Here is a 15,620-nt window from a genome sequence, read left to right on the forward strand (position 1 = left end):
CCTTTTTTAGAAAAAGGGGATGCCGAGAACCGGCACCCCCTGTTGTTTAGTTACGGCGTTGTCTTACGAACGCTGGGATGTTGATCGTCTCGTCTGGGACGTCCCCACCATAGACCGGTCTATGGAAGTTCCCTTCATCTTGTGGCGCAGCTTCTTGCGCTTTCGGTTGAGCCTCACGGTTCACTTCAGCTTCCGGTTGTTTCTTCGGTTGTTGAAGGAACGGGTTCGTCCCTTGCGCTTCTTCTGCGAATTCAGTTGCGATCACGGTAACGATAATCTCGTCGTTCAAGTTTTCGTTGATGACCGAACCGAAAATCAAGTTCACTTCTTCATCTGCGGCACTTTGAACGATTTGAGCTGCTTCCGTGACTTCATACAAGCTGAGGCTAAGTCCGCCTGTGATGTTCATCAAGACACCTTTCGCGCCTTCGATTGAAGACTCGAGAAGTGGAGATGAGATGGCTTTCTTCGCTGCTTCGACGGCACGGTTCTCGCCAGTGGCGACACCGACACCCATGAGTGCCGAACCTTTTTCCGTCATGATCGTCTTGACGTCAGCGAAGTCAAGGTTGATGAGACCAGGAATGGCGATCAAGTCCGTGATCCCTTGGACACCTTGGCGAAGGACGTTATCCGCTTCACGGAACGCTTCGATCATCGGCGTGTTGCGCTCGACGATTTCAAGCAACTTGTCGTTTGGAATGACGATGAGTGTATCGACTTTTTCTTTGAACGCTTGAATCCCGTGTTGGGCGTGTTGCATCCGTTTGCGTCCTTCGAACATGAACGGTTTCGTGACGACACCGACCGTGAGCGCTCCGATTTCTTTTGAAATCTCGGCGATGACAGGTGCTGCCCCCGTTCCGGTTCCTCCGCCCATACCAGCTGTGACGAAGACCATATCCGCGCCATCGAGCGCTTCAATCAACTGCTCGCGGCTCTCTTCCGCCGCTTTTTTACCGATATCCGGATTCGCGCCGGCACCGAGGCCACGCGTCAATTTCGCTCCGAGTTGAAGCTTAACGTCCGCTTTCGACATGTTGAGTGCTTGCGCGTCCGTGTTGACGGCGATGAACTCGACACCTTGTACTCCGTGCTCGATCATGCGGTTGACAGCGTTTGACCCGCCGCCCCCGACTCCAATTACTTTAATTTTTGCTACGGCGTCAATCGCCTCATCAAAGTACATCATTTCAGGTATCCCCCTACGTAATTTCCAATTGTTAACACAACGTCAAATTTACACGCCAAATAATTTTTCCATTAATCGACCGAAACCGTTTTTCGTCTCGCGGTCGTCCGGTTCCACATCATCGTCGTGGTCTTGGACGTTCCCGGTTTGAGACGTGCCGTCTGGTTTTGCGACGGCCACACGGTCATCCGGCTTTTCAAGTCGTGACTTCGAGACGTGGTGATCGCTCATGAGCACGTACTTGAGGACGCCGACCGCGGTCGCGTATTTCGGATGTCTGACGCCAATCGACGATGGCTGATACAGTCTCGTCTTTTGACCCATGACACGAGTCGCTAGTTCTTGGATGCCAGGTAAAGCAGCGGCCCCACCACAGAGGAGATAACCTCCGCTGAGCGTTGGAACGCCTACCTTTTGCACTCTATTCAACACAAGCGTGAACATTTCCTCTATTCTTGCCTCTAAAACGTAACTAATTTCTGACTGCGGTTCGAACGTGACTTCCCCGTTGATGTTCGTGAACGAGAACCCTTCTGAGGCGTCCGCCATCTCTTCGAGGGCAAGTCCGTACTCTTCTTTCGCCACTTTGGCGTCTTGGTATTTACAGTTGAGCTTGTACACCAAGTCGCGCGTCATATGATCGCCTCCGACCGGAAGGATATATGAGTAGACGAGGTCGCCTCGATAGAAGACCGAGACGGTCGTCTTTTCATGACCGATATCGACCAAGCCGATGCCTAAATCGATTTCATCGACCGATGCCGCACTCATGCCGAGCGCCAAGTTGCCGAGGACGAAACCTTCTAGTTTCAGTCCCGCCCGTTCGATGGAACGACGAATGCTATGTAAAATCGTCTTCGAACCGGTCACCATCTTGCCGTGCATCTCTAAGCGATAACCGAGCATGCCCCGGGGATCGACGACACCTGTCTGTTGGTCGACCGTGAAGGAAGACGGAATCACATCGATGACACTCATCTCATCCGGCAAGCGCATGACTTGCGCCGAATTGATGACTTCGATGACGTCTGTGTCCGTGATTTCTTGGTCTTCTCGTTTGACCGATGCAATTCCATGACATGGGGCGATTTGGATATGTTCCCCTTCGATGGCAACGTATACCGACCGAATTTGATCACCGAGCGCCGCTTCGGCATGTTCGACGGCTTGCTTGATGGCTTGAACCGTCTTATCGATGTCGACGACGGCGCCACGTTTTACTCCTGCAGACGGGGCACACCCCTCCGCCAAAATGTTAAGCGTTCCCCCGAGTAGTTCACCCACGACGAGCTTAATTTCTGACGTTCCTATATCCAATGCGGCCACATAACCATTCGCTTCCAAAAGGGAAACACCTCCGCGCTTTAATTTCTGTGCTTGAATTCCGTTACATTGTTACAGATATCCAAAAATATTGTTAGGTCCGGCAAGATATCTCACGTCTAAGTTTACAACAAATAAGATAGTGAGAAAAGGTAGAATCCTACAAATTACGCGGTTTTGGGGTGTCAATTCGATTACAATCGATAAAAAAACAGCCCTTATGTGTCTAAGGGCTGTAAAAATTCAGATTATTCTTTCGGTTTTTCGTACGGAACGAAATAATATCCGCCATCCATGACGACGGTTCCCCGCTGTCCTTTTGGAATATTCTCATAGATTTCGCCGTACTTGGATACCGTTTGACTGAGCTTGAACGTCGGCGTCTGAATCGTGTTGCCGTCGTTCATATAAATCTCATATCGTGTCGGTTCGCCTTTCTGTTTCGAGAAGACAATCTCTGACATCCTGGCCCGCATCGCGTCATCGACTTGCTCGAGCTCACTCGCGATTTTCTCGAGTTCCGCCGCATCGGTGAATTCACGCAACAACGGACCGTCTTTTAGCTTCTCTGGATCCGTAATCGATCCAGTCGGGTGCAAAGAACCGTCAGCGAGGACGACGACTTCCTCTTCGTCCGTTCGTGAATAGGCGATCATTTTCTCTTCTTCGACGTCAATCGTCACGACGTTATACCAGGAGCGATCGACCGAGACGTCTTTCACGCCAGGCACTTTACGAAGTTCCCGTTCAATCCCGTTCGGCGACACTTGAACGATTTTCGTGGACGTGTCGATATCCGTTTCGGCGAGCACATACGCTTCTGTCAACCAGGACAGGCCGTTCACGTTCACCGCTTTCACGTCAGACACCGATGTCTGCATATATACGACGAGCGCAATCAACACCGCGAACAACAACAGGATCGTCGACAAACGTCGGTTCGCTTTCTTACGACGTTGATCTTTCATATACGGGATTCGGTCTTCCAAACTACGAACGGTATTCTGACGTGTCTCCATGGCTACTCTCCTTTCAAGCGCGGACTTCTTCGACGAGGTCGGCGAGCGACTCCGCGGCGTGCGGGAATCCTAACCGTTTCGAGGCTGCGGCCATCTCATCATGATGGGCCAATACGTGTCGGATCGAGCGAACGAGCGTCTCGCCCGACAAATCCCCTTCTTTAATCAGTTCGGCCGCGCCGCTTTCGACGAGCGCCGAGGCGTTTTTCGTCTGATGGTCGGCCGTCACGTACGGACTCGGAATCAAGATGCTCGGCAAACCGAGCGCCGTCAATTCCGAGATGGTCGAGGCACCGGCCCGCGACACGACGAGACTCGCACACGCGAGCAGTTCAGGCATGTCGTAAACGTATGGCAACACATGGACGTTATCGGCTTTTGGCGCCTTCGCCACGACGTTGTCATAATGGACGTTCCCGGTCACGTAGAGCACGTTCACCGGTTCGGTCGCAAGTTCCGGGATGGCCTCGATGACGGCCCGGTTGATGGCCTCGGCTCCGCGGCTGCCGCCGTAAATCAAGACGATTGGACGTTCATCGATACCATATTCGGCCCGGACGGACGTTTCGTTCACCGTCGTCTTCAACACTTCGCTCCCGCGCGGGTTACCGATGACGCGGACGTTCGCATCAGGGAACTGTGATTCCGAACCGGCGAACGACAAGGCGACCCGGTCGGCTTTCTTCGACAAGAACTTGTTCGTCAAGCCTGGGATGCTGTTCTGTTCATGCAGAATCGTCGGGATGCCGAGTTGTTGTGCGGTGAAGACGACCGGACCTGAGACGAATCCGCCCGTGCCGATGACGACGTCCGGACGGAACGTCTTCATCTCTTTACGCAACGTCAGGACAGATTGGACAAACCAATAGGCCGTCTTGACGTTATCTAGCGACAACGACCGTTTGAGCCCGGCGATTCGAATCGATTTGAACGGCACACCAGCGCGTGGGACGAGATCGGCCTCGAGACCGTTCTCAGTGCCAATGTAGAGCACCTCGAGGTTCGGATGGCGCTGTTTGAGCGTATCAAGGAGAGCGAGTGCCGGGTAGATATGACCACCCGTTCCTCCACCAGAAATCATGATTTTCATCGATTGGCCTCCTCATATGCATGGACGAGGCGGACGAAATGTTCGCCGCGCTCTTCAAACGTCTTATATTGGTCCCAGCTCGCACAGGCCGGTGACAATAAAATCACGTCGTCTGGGGCTGACTGTTCAAATGCGAGCGGGACGGCTGCGTCGAGCGTATCGACCGCGAACGATGGAATCTGCTCGGCTTCACCGAGTGCTTGGAAACGCCCTGCCGTCTCACCGTACGAGACGATGGCTTTGACGCGTCCGAGCGCCGGAATGAGTGAATCCAATTCGGCTCCACGTTCAAGTCCCCCGCACACCCAAACGATCGGAGCATCGAATCCGCTCAATGCCGCTTCGGCCGCCACGTTGTTCGTCGCTTTCGAGTCGTTATAAACCCGGCGTCCGAGCACTTGGCCAAGACTTTCCGTTCGGTGGGCCACGCCACCGAACGTGCGCAACGCACGATCGATATGTTCGGCCGGGATATCGAACGGTTCAACGAGCAACAAGGCTGCCAACACGTTCTCCACGTTATGGGCCCCGCCGAGGGCGAGATCCTCGACCCGAATGACCCGCTTGCCGTGCAACGTAATCCAGCCGTCGGTGACATGCGCATCCCCGCTGTCGTAACCGAACGTCGAAGCATCGAGATCGGCCGGGACGCGTTTCATCACTTCGGTGTCACTGCCTTTGACGACGACACGGTCTGATGCCGTCATGTTCCGGAACAAGTTCCCTTTGGCGTCGGCATACGATTCGAAGTCACCATGATAATCCAAATGCGCCGGTGACAAGTTCAACAGTGCCGCCGCTTGCGGATGGAACTGCTCAACGCCCATCAGTTGGAAGCTCGATAGTTCGATGACGATGATGTCGCCCTGCTTCGCTTTCGATGCGACTTCGATTGCCGGGAAACCGATATTCCCTGCCACATGGACAGGACGACTTCCCCCTTTGAGCAATTCATGAACGAGCGTGGTCGTCGTCGTTTTCCCGTTCGAGCCGGTGATGGCGACGAACGTGGCATCGGTCGCCAAGTAGGCGAGTTCCACTTCTGTATAAATCGGGATGTTCCGCTCAAGCGCTGCTTGAAGGAGCGGGATGTGATACGGGATTCCCGGGTTTTTGACAATCATGTCCGTCGTGTCGAGCAATTCGAGCGGATGGGCACCGAAAACGCCGTTGAGGCCGAGCGCTTCAATTTTCATCCGTTCTTCCGTTGACGGTTCGCTCCCGGTATTGAGGGTCACGTCCGCGCCGACATTTCTTAAGTAAGCGGCTGCGGCGATGCCGCTCCGTGCCGCGCCGAGTACGAGGACTCGTTTATCGTTCCACTGTTGTTGCATGTCTTCCACCATCCATTACATGAGTAGTAACGACAAGACTGCCGTGATCAAACTAATTCCACCGAACGTCAAGACGATGCGCCATTCTGACCAACCGACCATTTCGAAATGGTGATGAATCGGGCTCATCTTAAAGATTCGTTTGCCCGTCGTCTTGAACGAGAACACTTGCAAGATGACGCTAAGCGTCTCGATGACAAAGATGATTCCGACGAAGACGAGCAACAGCTCGAGCTTGAGCATGAGCGCGAGGCCGGCGACCGCACCACCGAGGGCGAGCGATCCCGTGTCACCCATAAAGATTTTCGCCGGGTATTTATTGAAGACGAGGAAGCCGAGCAAGGCGCCGACCGCACTGAAGGCGAACCAAGCGATGCCCGCTTCGTCTTGTCCGAGCGCATAGATGCCGAAGAAGGCGAACGTCGGGATGGCCGAGAACGAGACGAGACCGTCGAGGCCGTCTGTCAAGTTGACCGCGTTCGAGAAGCCGACGAGCCAGAAGATGACGATGGCGACATACAACCAGCCCGTATCAAACGCGATCGAAGTGAACGGGATTTGAATCGTCGTATCGAGTGCCCCACCGAGGGAGAGGAACCAAACGAATAAGACCGAGACGACGATTTGACCGATCAATTTCTGAAGCGACGTCAAACCGAGGTTGCGTTTATTGACGACTTTGATGTAGTCGTCGAGGAAGCCGATCACCCCGAAGGCGAGAGTCACGAACAAGAGCGTGCCAAACCCAGCGACGTCTTCACCGAAGACGACTGAGATGAGGAATCCGATGATAAGGGCGAGCAAGATGATGATTCCGCCCATCGTCGGCGTGCCTGATTTCTTTTGATGCCAATCTGGACCTACGTCACGGATTTCTTGGCCAAACTTTAAGTTATGCAGTGCCGGGATGGCCCGCGGCATGACGACCAATACGGTCAATAATGAACTGATTAAGACGATTAAACTGATTAACATGTTCGTACCTCACTACTCTGTTTATTGAACTAGACGCTCGAGCGCCAGTCCTCGCGATGCTTTTAACAATATCACAGTCTGGGGGCGTTGATAACTGCCGAGGAGGACTTTCGCTTCCTCGACCGTCGGCACCATCGTCACGTTCACACGCGGGTCGGTGATGCCTGCCGCAATCCATTTCGCTTTCTCTCCGATGAGCACGCAATCCGTGACCGGTGCCGTGATGGCGTGGCCGACTTGTTCGTGCTGGGCGACCTCGTCCGTCCCGAGTTCATACATGTCCCCGAGGACGAGGACGCGGCGTGAGAACCCTTCTAGCGTTTTAATCGTCTCGACGGCGGCAATCATCGAGGTCGGGCTCGCGTTATAGGCGTCATTGACCAAGTGGGCGTCGCCGAACATCCGTTTCTCCATCCGCATCGACGTCAACTGGACGCGGTCGAGACCGCGTTGAATCGTGTCATGTCCTAATCCGAACTTGAGACCGCAGGCGATCGCATAGGCGGCGTTACGGATTTGGTGGGCCCCGAGCACTTTCAATTCATACAGCTCGTTATTGTAGCGGAAAATCGAGGCGTCAAACGTCGCCTCCACGACTTCGAGCTTACCGTCCGCGGTCGAGTCGTATCCGACGCGGTACCCGCCCGCTTCATTAAGGAGCGGCTCGTCGGCATCGACGATTAAGACGCCGTCCGGTTTCAACCCGGCTTTAATCTCGAGCTTCGCCTTGGCGATCCCCTCGCGCCCCCCGACTTGTTCACCGTGTGACTCGCCGATGTTCGTGACGAAGGCGATATCCGGTTTGGCGAGTTTCGATAACAGTTCGATTTGCCCGAATCCGTTCATGCCCATCTCGAGGACGGCGACTTCGGTGTCCCGTGGCATCCGGAGCACGGTGAGCGGCAATCCGACGTCCGAATTGAAGTTCCCGGCCGTCTTGTGCGTCTTGAACGTCTCACCGAGCACGACGGCAATCATGTCTTTCGTTGACGTCTTCCCGTTCGAGCCGGTGATGGCGACGACTTTCGGATTGATTTCCGCCAAATAGCGGGCCGCCGCTTCTTGGAGCGCTGTCAACGGTGATGCGACCGGGATGGCGATAATCCCTTCCGGTAACGGACGGTCTTGTTCCCAAAACGTCACGATCGCCCCTTGCTTGATGGCAGCCTCGATGTAATCATGTCCATCGACGCGTGCCCCGATAATCGGGACGAACAAGCCGTCGGCATTGTCGTCTCGCGAGTCGGTCGCGACGTGGCGTACCTCACGCGAATCCTGTATTTCCATCCCAAACCAAGATGCGAGTGTTTGAATCGTCAACTGTTCCATAACCATTTCCTCCTGTGACAAAGGAAAAGAGAGCCGAGGCCCTCTTCATCCCTTTGCGTTAGTTCGACGGTGACGCGAGCCTCACTTTGAGTGTCGCTCCCGTCTTGACGGGCTTGCCTTTCCCAATCGATTGGGACGTGACGAAGCCGGTGCCGTCTATTTCTAAATTCAATTGATACAGCGTCGCCAGTCGTTTCACATCACGAAGTGACCAGCCCTTGAGCGTCGGCATCGTGAACGAGTCCTCCGTCTTTAACAGCAACCGCTCACCGACGACGTACGGTTGGCCTTCGACCGGACTTTGCGCCGTCACCGTCTCCCCGTTGCCGAGTGCCACCGGTGTGAACGCGGCCGCTTTGGCTTCCTTCACGGCGTCTTCACGGCCTTGGTCGACGAACGAGGCCGTCGTTTTCGTCGAGGCGTCAATCGATTTCGCTTGTTTGTTTGGCTCGACGCTCCGATAGCGGAGCGCGACGTCCATCACATCTTTGAACAGCGGTGCCATGATGCGTGGTCCCGTCGTCGACGAGTCACTGTTCGGGCGGTCGACGGCGATATACATGACGAGTTCCGGGTCATCCTCCGGCGCCATACCGACGAACGAGTGGATGTATTGTCCACTCAAGTACTTCCCGTTCTCGGCAATTTGCGCCGTCCCGGTCTTCCCGATGACGCGATAGTTGTCGAGGGCGTACAGTTGCCCCGTCCCGACGTCGCTGTTGACGACGCCATCGAGCGCTTCCCGCGTCTGTTTGGCCGCCTCGGCCGTGATCGGCTGTCCGACGATTTTCGGATTCGTCGTCCGAATCGTCTCGCCGGTCTCACGGTTGACGACTTTCTTGATGACGTGCGGTTGTTTCATCGTCCCATCGGTCGCGATGGCCGACGTCGCTTGTAAAATCTGCATCGGCGTGACGGCCGTCGATTGGCCCCATGCCGTGATCAAGACGTTCAACGGGCTCTCGAAGTCGTATTGACTGTTGACCTCTCCTGGCAAGTCGACGCCCGTGCGTTGATCGAACTTGAAGGCGTTGAAATAATCTTCATAGCGGCCCAGGCCGAGACGCTCGTTCGCGAGAATCGAGAACGCGACGTTCGACGAGTGCCAGACGCCTTCTACCATAGGAATCGTACCCCATCCGGTAATGTTGTAATCATTGAATACGGTCTTGCCATACTTATACGAACCCGATTTATACAGTTCATTCGGATTATAGACGCCTTCGTTGATGGCGGCGGCCAACGTGAAGATTTTCATCGTCGACCCCGGCTCGAAACGAGACGACACCGAGAAGTTACTATACGAGCTGATTTCGCGCGTGTTCGGGTCGAACGAAGGACGGTCCGACAAGGCGATGATTTCGCCGGTCTTCGGGTCCATAATGATCGCCGTCGCATTCTTCGGCTTGTATTCTTGATACAGCTCTTCCATTTTCGTATCGAGCAGCTGTTGAATCCGGTGGTCGAGCGTGAGTTGCACGTCGGCCCCGTCTTCCGGGTCGATTTTCAATTGCTCGTCGCTCGAGACGATTTGGCGTCCGGCCAAATCTTTCTCGAACCGGTACAACCCATACGACTCACTCAAGACATCGTTGAGTGATTTTTCGATCCCGAGTTCACCGACGAGTTCGATGCGTCCGTTCTGGTCGACTTTCTGGGCATAACCGACGACACTCGATGCGAACACTTTGTTCGGATAGTAGCGCTTCGGTTCTTCGACGAACGTGATCCCTGGAATCTCGAACGCCTCAATCTCTTCCTTTTGATCGACCGTCAAATCGCGGCCCGGTACGCCGAACTCGATTTGACCGCGATCTTTGTTCTGCTCGAGCCGCTTCAAAATGTCGGCCTCGGTCATCGGAATGACGGTGGCGAGCTGTGAGGCGGCTTCGGCGAACTCATCGGGCATGAGCGTCTTGTCCTCGACCCGCTCGCCGCCGAGTTTCAACACGGCCACGATGCGGTACGACGGGATGTTGATGGCGATCGGCTGTCCGAATCGGTCAAAGATTTCACCACGCTCCGCTTTTAGCGTACTGACCGCTTTCCAACGCTCTTCCTCGGCGAACGCGAGCATGTTCTCTCCTTTATACGTCTGGAAGACGGACAAATAGAAGAACCAACCGACAAAAAATAAAAAGAGCGGTGTGAAGCAAACAATCGCCACCCACGCCACTCTTTTTTTACTCTGTTGTAGAGAATTCATCAGTCAATCACCTTGACGTTGTTCTCATTGAATTGCATTCCGAGCTTTTCAGCAATCGCATAGATTCTCTCAGGTGAGCTTAGTTGGGCGATCTCATACTTCAATTCTTCATTCTCTTTGGCGATCGTGTTCGTCTCTTGTGTGATCAGAGCCGTATCGCGCATGATGTTGTACGCTTCGTTATGTTTCGATACCGTGATGCCACCGAACAGGACAACTGAACAGATCATGGTCGGGTACAGGATGGCTTCGAACAAAGTCAACGTACGTCGTTTTGGAGCTGGTATTGGTCGTTCTTGCGGAATCGGATTTCGATTCGGCGTAACTTGAGGCTGCAGAGCCTTGCGAGCAGCTTCTGGCATCAGGTATCCCTCCTACGTACAGTCTATTTTTGTTTTTCTGCGACCCGGAGTTTGGCAGAACGGGCCCGGCGATTGCCTTCGAGCTCGTCGTCCCCGGCTGTGATCGGCTTGCGCGTGATCAATTTCAGTTCGGGTTCAAACTCTTTCGGGATGACCGGCAATCCGGGCGGTAACGGCGGATGCTGGCTTTTCTCTTTGAACACTTGTTTACAAATTCGATCTTCTAACGAGTGGAACGTGATGACGCAAATGCGTCCGTTGATGGCGAGCATGTCGATCGCGTCTTGGACGGCACGGTCGAACACGTTCAACTCATCGTTGACGGCGATGCGGATGGCTTGGAACGTCCGCTTCGCAGGATGACCGCCTTTGCGTCGGGCCGGCGCCGGAATCGCGTCTTTAATCAATTCGACGAGTTCGAACGTCGTCTCGATCGGTTTGACGGCACGGGCCTGCTCAATCTTGCGCGCAATCTGTTTGGAGAACTTTTCTTCCCCGTATGTAAAGAAGATGCGGGCAAGATCTCCGAACGGCCATTCGTTGACGACGTGATATGCGGACAGCTCGCGTGAACGGTCCATACGCATATCGAGCGGTGCGTCGTAATTGTAGCTAAAGCCACGTTCGGCCTCATCGAGCTGCGGCGACGACACGCCAAGGTCGAACAATACCCCATCGACCTGAGTGATTCCCCGCGCCAACAGTTCGTCTTTCAAATGGACGAAGTTGCTTTTAATGAACGTAACCCGGTCCTCATATGGAGCCAGCCGCTCACTCGCGTGCTTGAGCGCGACGTCGTCTTGGTCGAAGGCGTACAGATGGCCTGTCGTCAAACGCTTGACGATCTCTTCGCTGTGACCGGCTCCTCCTAACGTACAATCGACATAAATCCCGTCTGGCTTAATATTTAATCCCTCAATGGACTCCATTTTTAATACCGTTTCATGCTCAAACATACAAAAATCCTCTCAACCTACATTTTTCAACTATTTTATTACGTTTACTTTATCATAAAAATGTCAAGCGCCGCATAGCTTTTTAGCGAAAAGAGGAAACAAAAAGGTAACAAACAAAAAATGGTTCCCACAAATTTCTGGGAACCATCTCCATCGCACTCATTTCGCTTACAATTTGACCAAACATCGCTCGAAATCCACTTGTTCATAAGACCGGCGCAAGCGCTCGAACAAATCGAGGCCGTGACGGTTCAACAACGGGACCATCGACCATATCCGTTCTTGCGGGGCGTCCATCGGCAAGAGTCGTGTCGATAGATGAATCCGGCGACTGTTCAAGCGGTACTGGTCGCGCTTCGCTTCGGCACGCATCTCATCGGCGAGTCGTTCGAGCACATGGCGCGCCTTGGCATCAAACCGGTGCCCCTGCTTGCCTGCCTCGCGCCCGATCGCTTCCGTGAGCGTCCGGTACGCATACAGGTTTTGGTCGAACGTTTCGTCGTCGAACGTGTGGTCCGGTAACGGGTCCGCCAAATAGTCGACGAGCGTCACGCCTTCTTGGGCGAGCTTCTTCTCATCGTTCGCCGAGACGAGCACGGCCCCGAGCCGTGGAATCAACAGCGGCATCTTCCAATCGAGGACGTGGAACAAAGGCCGCAGTTGAAGCCAATAGGCGATTTCACCGGGACCGGCGATATAGGCGAGCGTCGGGAACAAGTGGTCCTGCATGAGCGGACGGGACACGACGTTGTTCGAGAACCGCTCTGGGTGCGCCTCCACTTGCTGAATCAGCTCGGCCTCGGTGAAGCGGTGTCCCCGTTTCGTCGTGAAGAGCCCGTCCTGCTTCGTCAACAGTTCGCGCGTCCCGTCGTGATAGAACAGATGGGCCGCTTCCCGGTTCAGCTCGACGGTCGGCATCCCGTCCTCGAACGCATCGTGCAGCGCCGCATGCAAGCGGTCGTGTTCCGTAATCAACCGTTTGAACGCATCGCGCTCGAGAGCCCGAACGTCCGGTTGATGCGGGTCGAACAAGATGAAGTCGGTGCCGACAAACCGGCGCATCATCTGACCGAAGAATTGCGCGAACGAATGGCTCGCTTGAATCACATCGACGAGCTCATGATAGAGCGTCGTCGTGTAGCGCGTCTCCGTCTCGGATAACAAGAGGTGCTGCAACATTTGCACGAGTTCGATTTTTAGGCGGTCGAACTCCAATTCCCCGACCGACGCCTTTCCGGCAAGCGGGACGGTCGAGAGCGCCTCTTTGCGCAGTTGACGCGACAGCGGTTGGCTGACGAAGACGTGGTTGATTTCCGCGTAGTCGTGATCTTCCGTCGCCATCCAAAAGATGGGGATGACCGGTTTATTCAATTTCGCTTCCGCCTGCTTGGCCTTCTTCAGCACGGTCAACAGTTTATACACCGCGAACAACGGACCGCCGAACACCCCGACTTGTTGCCCGGTCACCATCGTGAACGCCTCACCGGCGGCCAACGCTTCGAGTTTTGATTCGAGCGCCGGAGAAATCGGACCGTGGACGGTTTGTTGGTCTCGCAAAATGTCGACGAGCGCGGGCAAATGCGTGAAGGGACGGTTCGTCAATTCGTCCGCCCTCACCTCGAGCTCATCCATCCCTGTATAGTCCAGCCATTTCGAATAGCCCGTCTCCACTTGTATCATCGGGGACGACGGGGCGTACATGGCATCTAGCGACTCTATCCTCACGTATAACGACTTCCTTTCAAACGATTAATACATCATCTCTCGTGCGATGCCGATCGTAAACAAGACGATGTGGGTCGGGACGAGCACCAAAAACAATAGGCGCCATCCGTGCACGAACATCTTCGAATAGACGACATCCTCATGGCGAATCCGTTGCCAAATCGCGTTGGCCGGAAAGATGGCGGCACAGACCGCAAGCAACAGCCAAATCAAATCGACCCCGACGATCGCTTCGAGCAGCACCGCACAGGCATAAAACCAAAGGATGACGCCGGCATCACAGGCGAGTTTGAACGTATTAACCGATTTCGGCATAATTTTTCTAAGTATCATATACACCATAAACCAAATGACGAGTGGAAATGAAACGATATACACTAGCACGATACGCTCGCTCCTAAAATTAATTTTTGCATGACCGGAATGACGGTCAATGTGACGCCTCGTTCATCGGCCCGTTTCAAGAGCGGCGTCAAGATGGCATCGACCTCGGTCTGGCGCCCCGCCTCGATGTCACGTAGCATCGAAGAACGATTGTGTGCCGTCTTGTCGATAATCGTGTCGATATATGTATACGGGACGTGACGGTCGAACAACATCGTCAGTTCTTCGTAAAGCGCCGTCGCGATATCGCGGCAAGGCGGTATGGCGACCGCACCGTTCTCGACACGGCAGAGCGCCGTAATCGGATTGATGATTGCGTTGGCGAATAGTTTCTCGGTGACGACTTGTTCGATATCCGTCTCCCAGACGACATCGAGTGGAGATGCGTTGAACGACATCTCTTCGAGCGAGCCGAGGCTGCCGATGCGGATGCGCCCGAGCCCGGTATGCTGGAGCCGATCGCCGTCGCGGCTCACACCATGTTCGACCACACCGAGGTGGAATCCTTTCGTACGTGCATAGTCGAGATGCGCGATTCCGTTCGAACAGATGAATACGGGCACGTCGCCGGACAATCGTTCCGTCGCCGCCTCGACCTGATGCGCTTTCGTCGTCACAAAGAACACGTCCTGCTCCGTCTCAATGATTTTCGTCACCGGACAGAGGCGAACCTGAACCGTTCCCTGCGTGACGCCGGTACGTTCGATCGTCACAGTCGATGCCTCGTCGACACGGCCATAGAGCGTCACCGTATAGTCCGGTTCGAACAGCGAAGCCATCAACATGCCGACGGCGCCGTTCCCGATAATCCCAATTCGTTTAATCGGCTTCATTGGCCATCCCTCCACGTCTAGTCTGCACTGAAAAGTTTACCACAATCTGTTTCCACGACCCAAAAATAAAAAAAGAAGCGGCCTCCGAGGAGACCGCTTCTTTTCGCATTATTTGCTTGTTACTTCTTTACCGTTGTAGTGTCCGCAAGATTTGCATACACGGTGAGAAAGCTTCATTTCGCCACAGTTCGGGCACTCGTTCATACCAGGTACGTTGAGTTTGAAGTGAGTACGACGAAGACGTTTGCGAGTTTTCGACGTTCTACGGAATGGTACTGCCATCGTTGTCCACCTCCTTGAAAAGTTAGCCGTTCTCGTCCTCTTTTTTAGAGAACAAGTCAGCGAGCCCCGCGAGGCGCGGGTCAATTTTTGGTTGGTCGTCCGGCTGCTCGTCAATGACGGACCAGCCTTCCCCTTCAACCTGAGTTTTGTCTGTTTCGTTCCCAAAGATTTGCATTGGGACGTCTAACATGATGAGCTCTTTTACGATCGGTCGCAGATCAATCGTATTTCCTTCTGGCAAATTGACATCATCGAATTGCTCCGTATAACGCCCATTCTCCAAAAAGAAAGGCTCGAGCGATTCAATATCGAATTCATAAATGACATCATCCAACGTACGCGCATCTGGCAACGTCAGGTCACCTTGAATCTTCAGATTGAATGTAACTTGATTAGATGTGAACGACGCATTCCCGTGCACATGCACCGGACGAATCGAACGGATATCCGGATGGAGCTGAGTAAGCTCTGGTAGTTCGACCATCTCATCGATGGTAAAACTGTCACCCTGGTTTCGTAGCTTAAGTAGCTGTGCAATAGACCACTTCATCCGAATCACCTCAATTGCAACAATATGAATTATAGATAGGCCAACTTGTTTTGTCAATGT

General features: G+C 54.0%; 15 protein-coding genes. All 15 read right to left on the reverse strand.

Features of this window, described 5'->3' with window-relative positions; all coding sequences use genetic code 11:
* Nucleotides 1-46 precede the first annotated feature (46 nt).
* The gene (gene ftsZ / locus ACZ2GZ_RS09665; protein ID WP_021067047.1) at nucleotides 47-1,192 is read right to left on the reverse strand and encodes a cell division protein FtsZ; all 1,146 of its coding nucleotides are present in this window, start codon (nucleotides 1,190-1,192) and stop codon (nucleotides 47-49) included.
* A 48-nt stretch (nucleotides 1,193-1,240) separates the two neighbouring features.
* Complete coding sequence (gene ftsA, locus ACZ2GZ_RS09670) at nucleotides 1,241-2,536, reverse strand: cell division protein FtsA (RefSeq protein WP_214713831.1); 1,296 nt, start codon at nucleotides 2,534-2,536, stop codon at nucleotides 1,241-1,243.
* 227 nt (nucleotides 2,537-2,763) lie between these two features.
* The gene (locus ACZ2GZ_RS09675) at nucleotides 2,764-3,534 is read right to left on the reverse strand and encodes a cell division protein FtsQ/DivIB (RefSeq protein WP_214713833.1); all 771 of its coding nucleotides are present in this window, start codon (nucleotides 3,532-3,534) and stop codon (nucleotides 2,764-2,766) included.
* Nucleotides 3,535-3,547: 13 nt separating this feature from the next.
* Nucleotides 3,548-4,624, reverse strand: a complete 1,077-nt coding sequence (gene murG, locus ACZ2GZ_RS09680) for an undecaprenyldiphospho-muramoylpentapeptide beta-N-acetylglucosaminyltransferase (protein WP_029595735.1) — start codon at nucleotides 4,622-4,624, stop codon at nucleotides 3,548-3,550.
* On the reverse strand, nucleotides 4,621-5,958 hold the full coding sequence (murD, locus tag ACZ2GZ_RS09685) for a UDP-N-acetylmuramoyl-L-alanine--D-glutamate ligase (protein ID WP_470295199.1): 1,338 nt from the start codon (nucleotides 5,956-5,958) through the stop codon (nucleotides 4,621-4,623). The genes murG and murD overlap by 4 nt, the downstream gene beginning before the upstream one ends.
* A 15-nt stretch (nucleotides 5,959-5,973) precedes the next feature.
* Nucleotides 5,974-6,933 carry a phospho-N-acetylmuramoyl-pentapeptide-transferase gene (mraY, locus tag ACZ2GZ_RS09690; protein WP_214713838.1) on the reverse strand — a complete coding sequence of 320 codons (960 nt, stop codon included), beginning with the start codon at nucleotides 6,931-6,933 and terminating at the stop codon, nucleotides 5,974-5,976.
* Nucleotides 6,934-6,954: 21 nt separating this feature from the next.
* Nucleotides 6,955-8,262 carry a UDP-N-acetylmuramoyl-tripeptide--D-alanyl-D-alanine ligase gene (locus ACZ2GZ_RS09695; RefSeq protein ID WP_251132726.1) on the reverse strand — a complete coding sequence of 436 codons (1,308 nt, stop codon included), beginning with the start codon at nucleotides 8,260-8,262 and terminating at the stop codon, nucleotides 6,955-6,957.
* A 58-nt stretch (nucleotides 8,263-8,320) separates the two neighbouring features.
* Entirely contained in the window at nucleotides 8,321-10,429 is a 2,109-nt protein-coding gene (locus ACZ2GZ_RS09700; protein WP_353048032.1) for a penicillin-binding protein, read from the reverse strand.
* Between the two features lie 38 nt (nucleotides 10,430-10,467).
* Nucleotides 10,468-10,830: a cell division protein FtsL gene (gene ftsL / locus ACZ2GZ_RS09705; RefSeq protein WP_251130760.1), complete on the reverse strand. Its 363-nt coding sequence runs from the start codon at nucleotides 10,828-10,830 to the stop codon at nucleotides 10,468-10,470.
* A gap of 23 nt (nucleotides 10,831-10,853) precedes the next feature.
* A complete protein-coding gene (gene rsmH / locus ACZ2GZ_RS09710; protein ID WP_021067038.1) occupies nucleotides 10,854-11,786 on the reverse strand; it encodes a 16S rRNA (cytosine(1402)-N(4))-methyltransferase RsmH in 933 nt (310 codons plus the stop codon).
* Between the two features lie 168 nt (nucleotides 11,787-11,954).
* A complete protein-coding gene (gene bshC / locus ACZ2GZ_RS09715) occupies nucleotides 11,955-13,511 on the reverse strand; it encodes a bacillithiol biosynthesis cysteine-adding enzyme BshC (protein WP_353048033.1) in 1,557 nt (518 codons plus the stop codon).
* A 24-nt stretch (nucleotides 13,512-13,535) separates the two neighbouring features.
* On the reverse strand, nucleotides 13,536-13,895 hold the full coding sequence (locus ACZ2GZ_RS09720) for a DUF3397 domain-containing protein (RefSeq protein WP_214713842.1): 360 nt from the start codon (nucleotides 13,893-13,895) through the stop codon (nucleotides 13,536-13,538).
* A complete protein-coding gene (locus ACZ2GZ_RS09725; protein WP_029595741.1) occupies nucleotides 13,889-14,728 on the reverse strand; it encodes a 2-dehydropantoate 2-reductase in 840 nt (279 codons plus the stop codon). Before ACZ2GZ_RS09725 ends, ACZ2GZ_RS09720 begins: the two co-directional genes overlap by 7 nt.
* Nucleotides 14,729-14,836: 108 nt before the next feature.
* On the reverse strand, nucleotides 14,837-15,010 hold the full coding sequence (gene rpmF / locus ACZ2GZ_RS09730; protein WP_015881300.1) for a 50S ribosomal protein L32: 174 nt from the start codon (nucleotides 15,008-15,010) through the stop codon (nucleotides 14,837-14,839).
* A gap of 22 nt (nucleotides 15,011-15,032) precedes the next feature.
* Nucleotides 15,033-15,560 carry a YceD family protein gene (locus ACZ2GZ_RS09735; RefSeq protein WP_029595742.1) on the reverse strand — a complete coding sequence of 176 codons (528 nt, stop codon included), beginning with the start codon at nucleotides 15,558-15,560 and terminating at the stop codon, nucleotides 15,033-15,035.
* Nucleotides 15,561-15,620 lie beyond the last annotated feature (60 nt).

The sequence above is a fragment of the Exiguobacterium sp. KKT215 genome, from assembly GCF_055635335.1.

Bases quoted from the DNA above. Each gene is read 5' to 3' on its own strand.
- ftsZ (WP_021067047.1), bottom strand. From the start codon at position 1,192: ATGATGTACTTTGATGAGGCGATTGACGCCGTAGCAAAAATTAAAGTA.
- ACZ2GZ_RS09725 (WP_029595741.1), bottom strand. From the start codon at position 14,728: ATGAAGCCGATTAAACGAATTGGGATTATCGGGAACGGCGCCGTCGGC.
- rpmF (WP_015881300.1), bottom strand. From the start codon at position 15,010: ATGGCAGTACCATTCCGTAGAACGTCGAAAACTCGCAAACGTCTTCGT.
- ACZ2GZ_RS09695 (WP_251132726.1), bottom strand. From the start codon at position 8,262: ATGGAACAGTTGACGATTCAAACACTCGCATCTTGGTTTGGGATGGAA.
- mraY (WP_214713838.1), bottom strand. From the start codon at position 6,933: ATGTTAATCAGTTTAATCGTCTTAATCAGTTCATTATTGACCGTATTG.
- murD (WP_470295199.1), bottom strand. From the start codon at position 5,958: ATGCAACAACAGTGGAACGATAAACGAGTCCTCGTACTCGGCGCGGCA.
- ftsL (WP_251130760.1), bottom strand. From the start codon at position 10,830: ATGCCAGAAGCTGCTCGCAAGGCTCTGCAGCCTCAAGTTACGCCGAAT.
- ACZ2GZ_RS09675 (WP_214713833.1), bottom strand. From the start codon at position 3,534: ATGGAGACACGTCAGAATACCGTTCGTAGTTTGGAAGACCGAATCCCG.
- murG (WP_029595735.1), bottom strand. From the start codon at position 4,624: ATGAAAATCATGATTTCTGGTGGAGGAACGGGTGGTCATATCTACCCG.
- ACZ2GZ_RS09735 (WP_029595742.1), bottom strand. From the start codon at position 15,560: ATGAAGTGGTCTATTGCACAGCTACTTAAGCTACGAAACCAGGGTGAC.
- rsmH (WP_021067038.1), bottom strand. From the start codon at position 11,786: ATGTTTGAGCATGAAACGGTATTAAAAATGGAGTCCATTGAGGGATTA.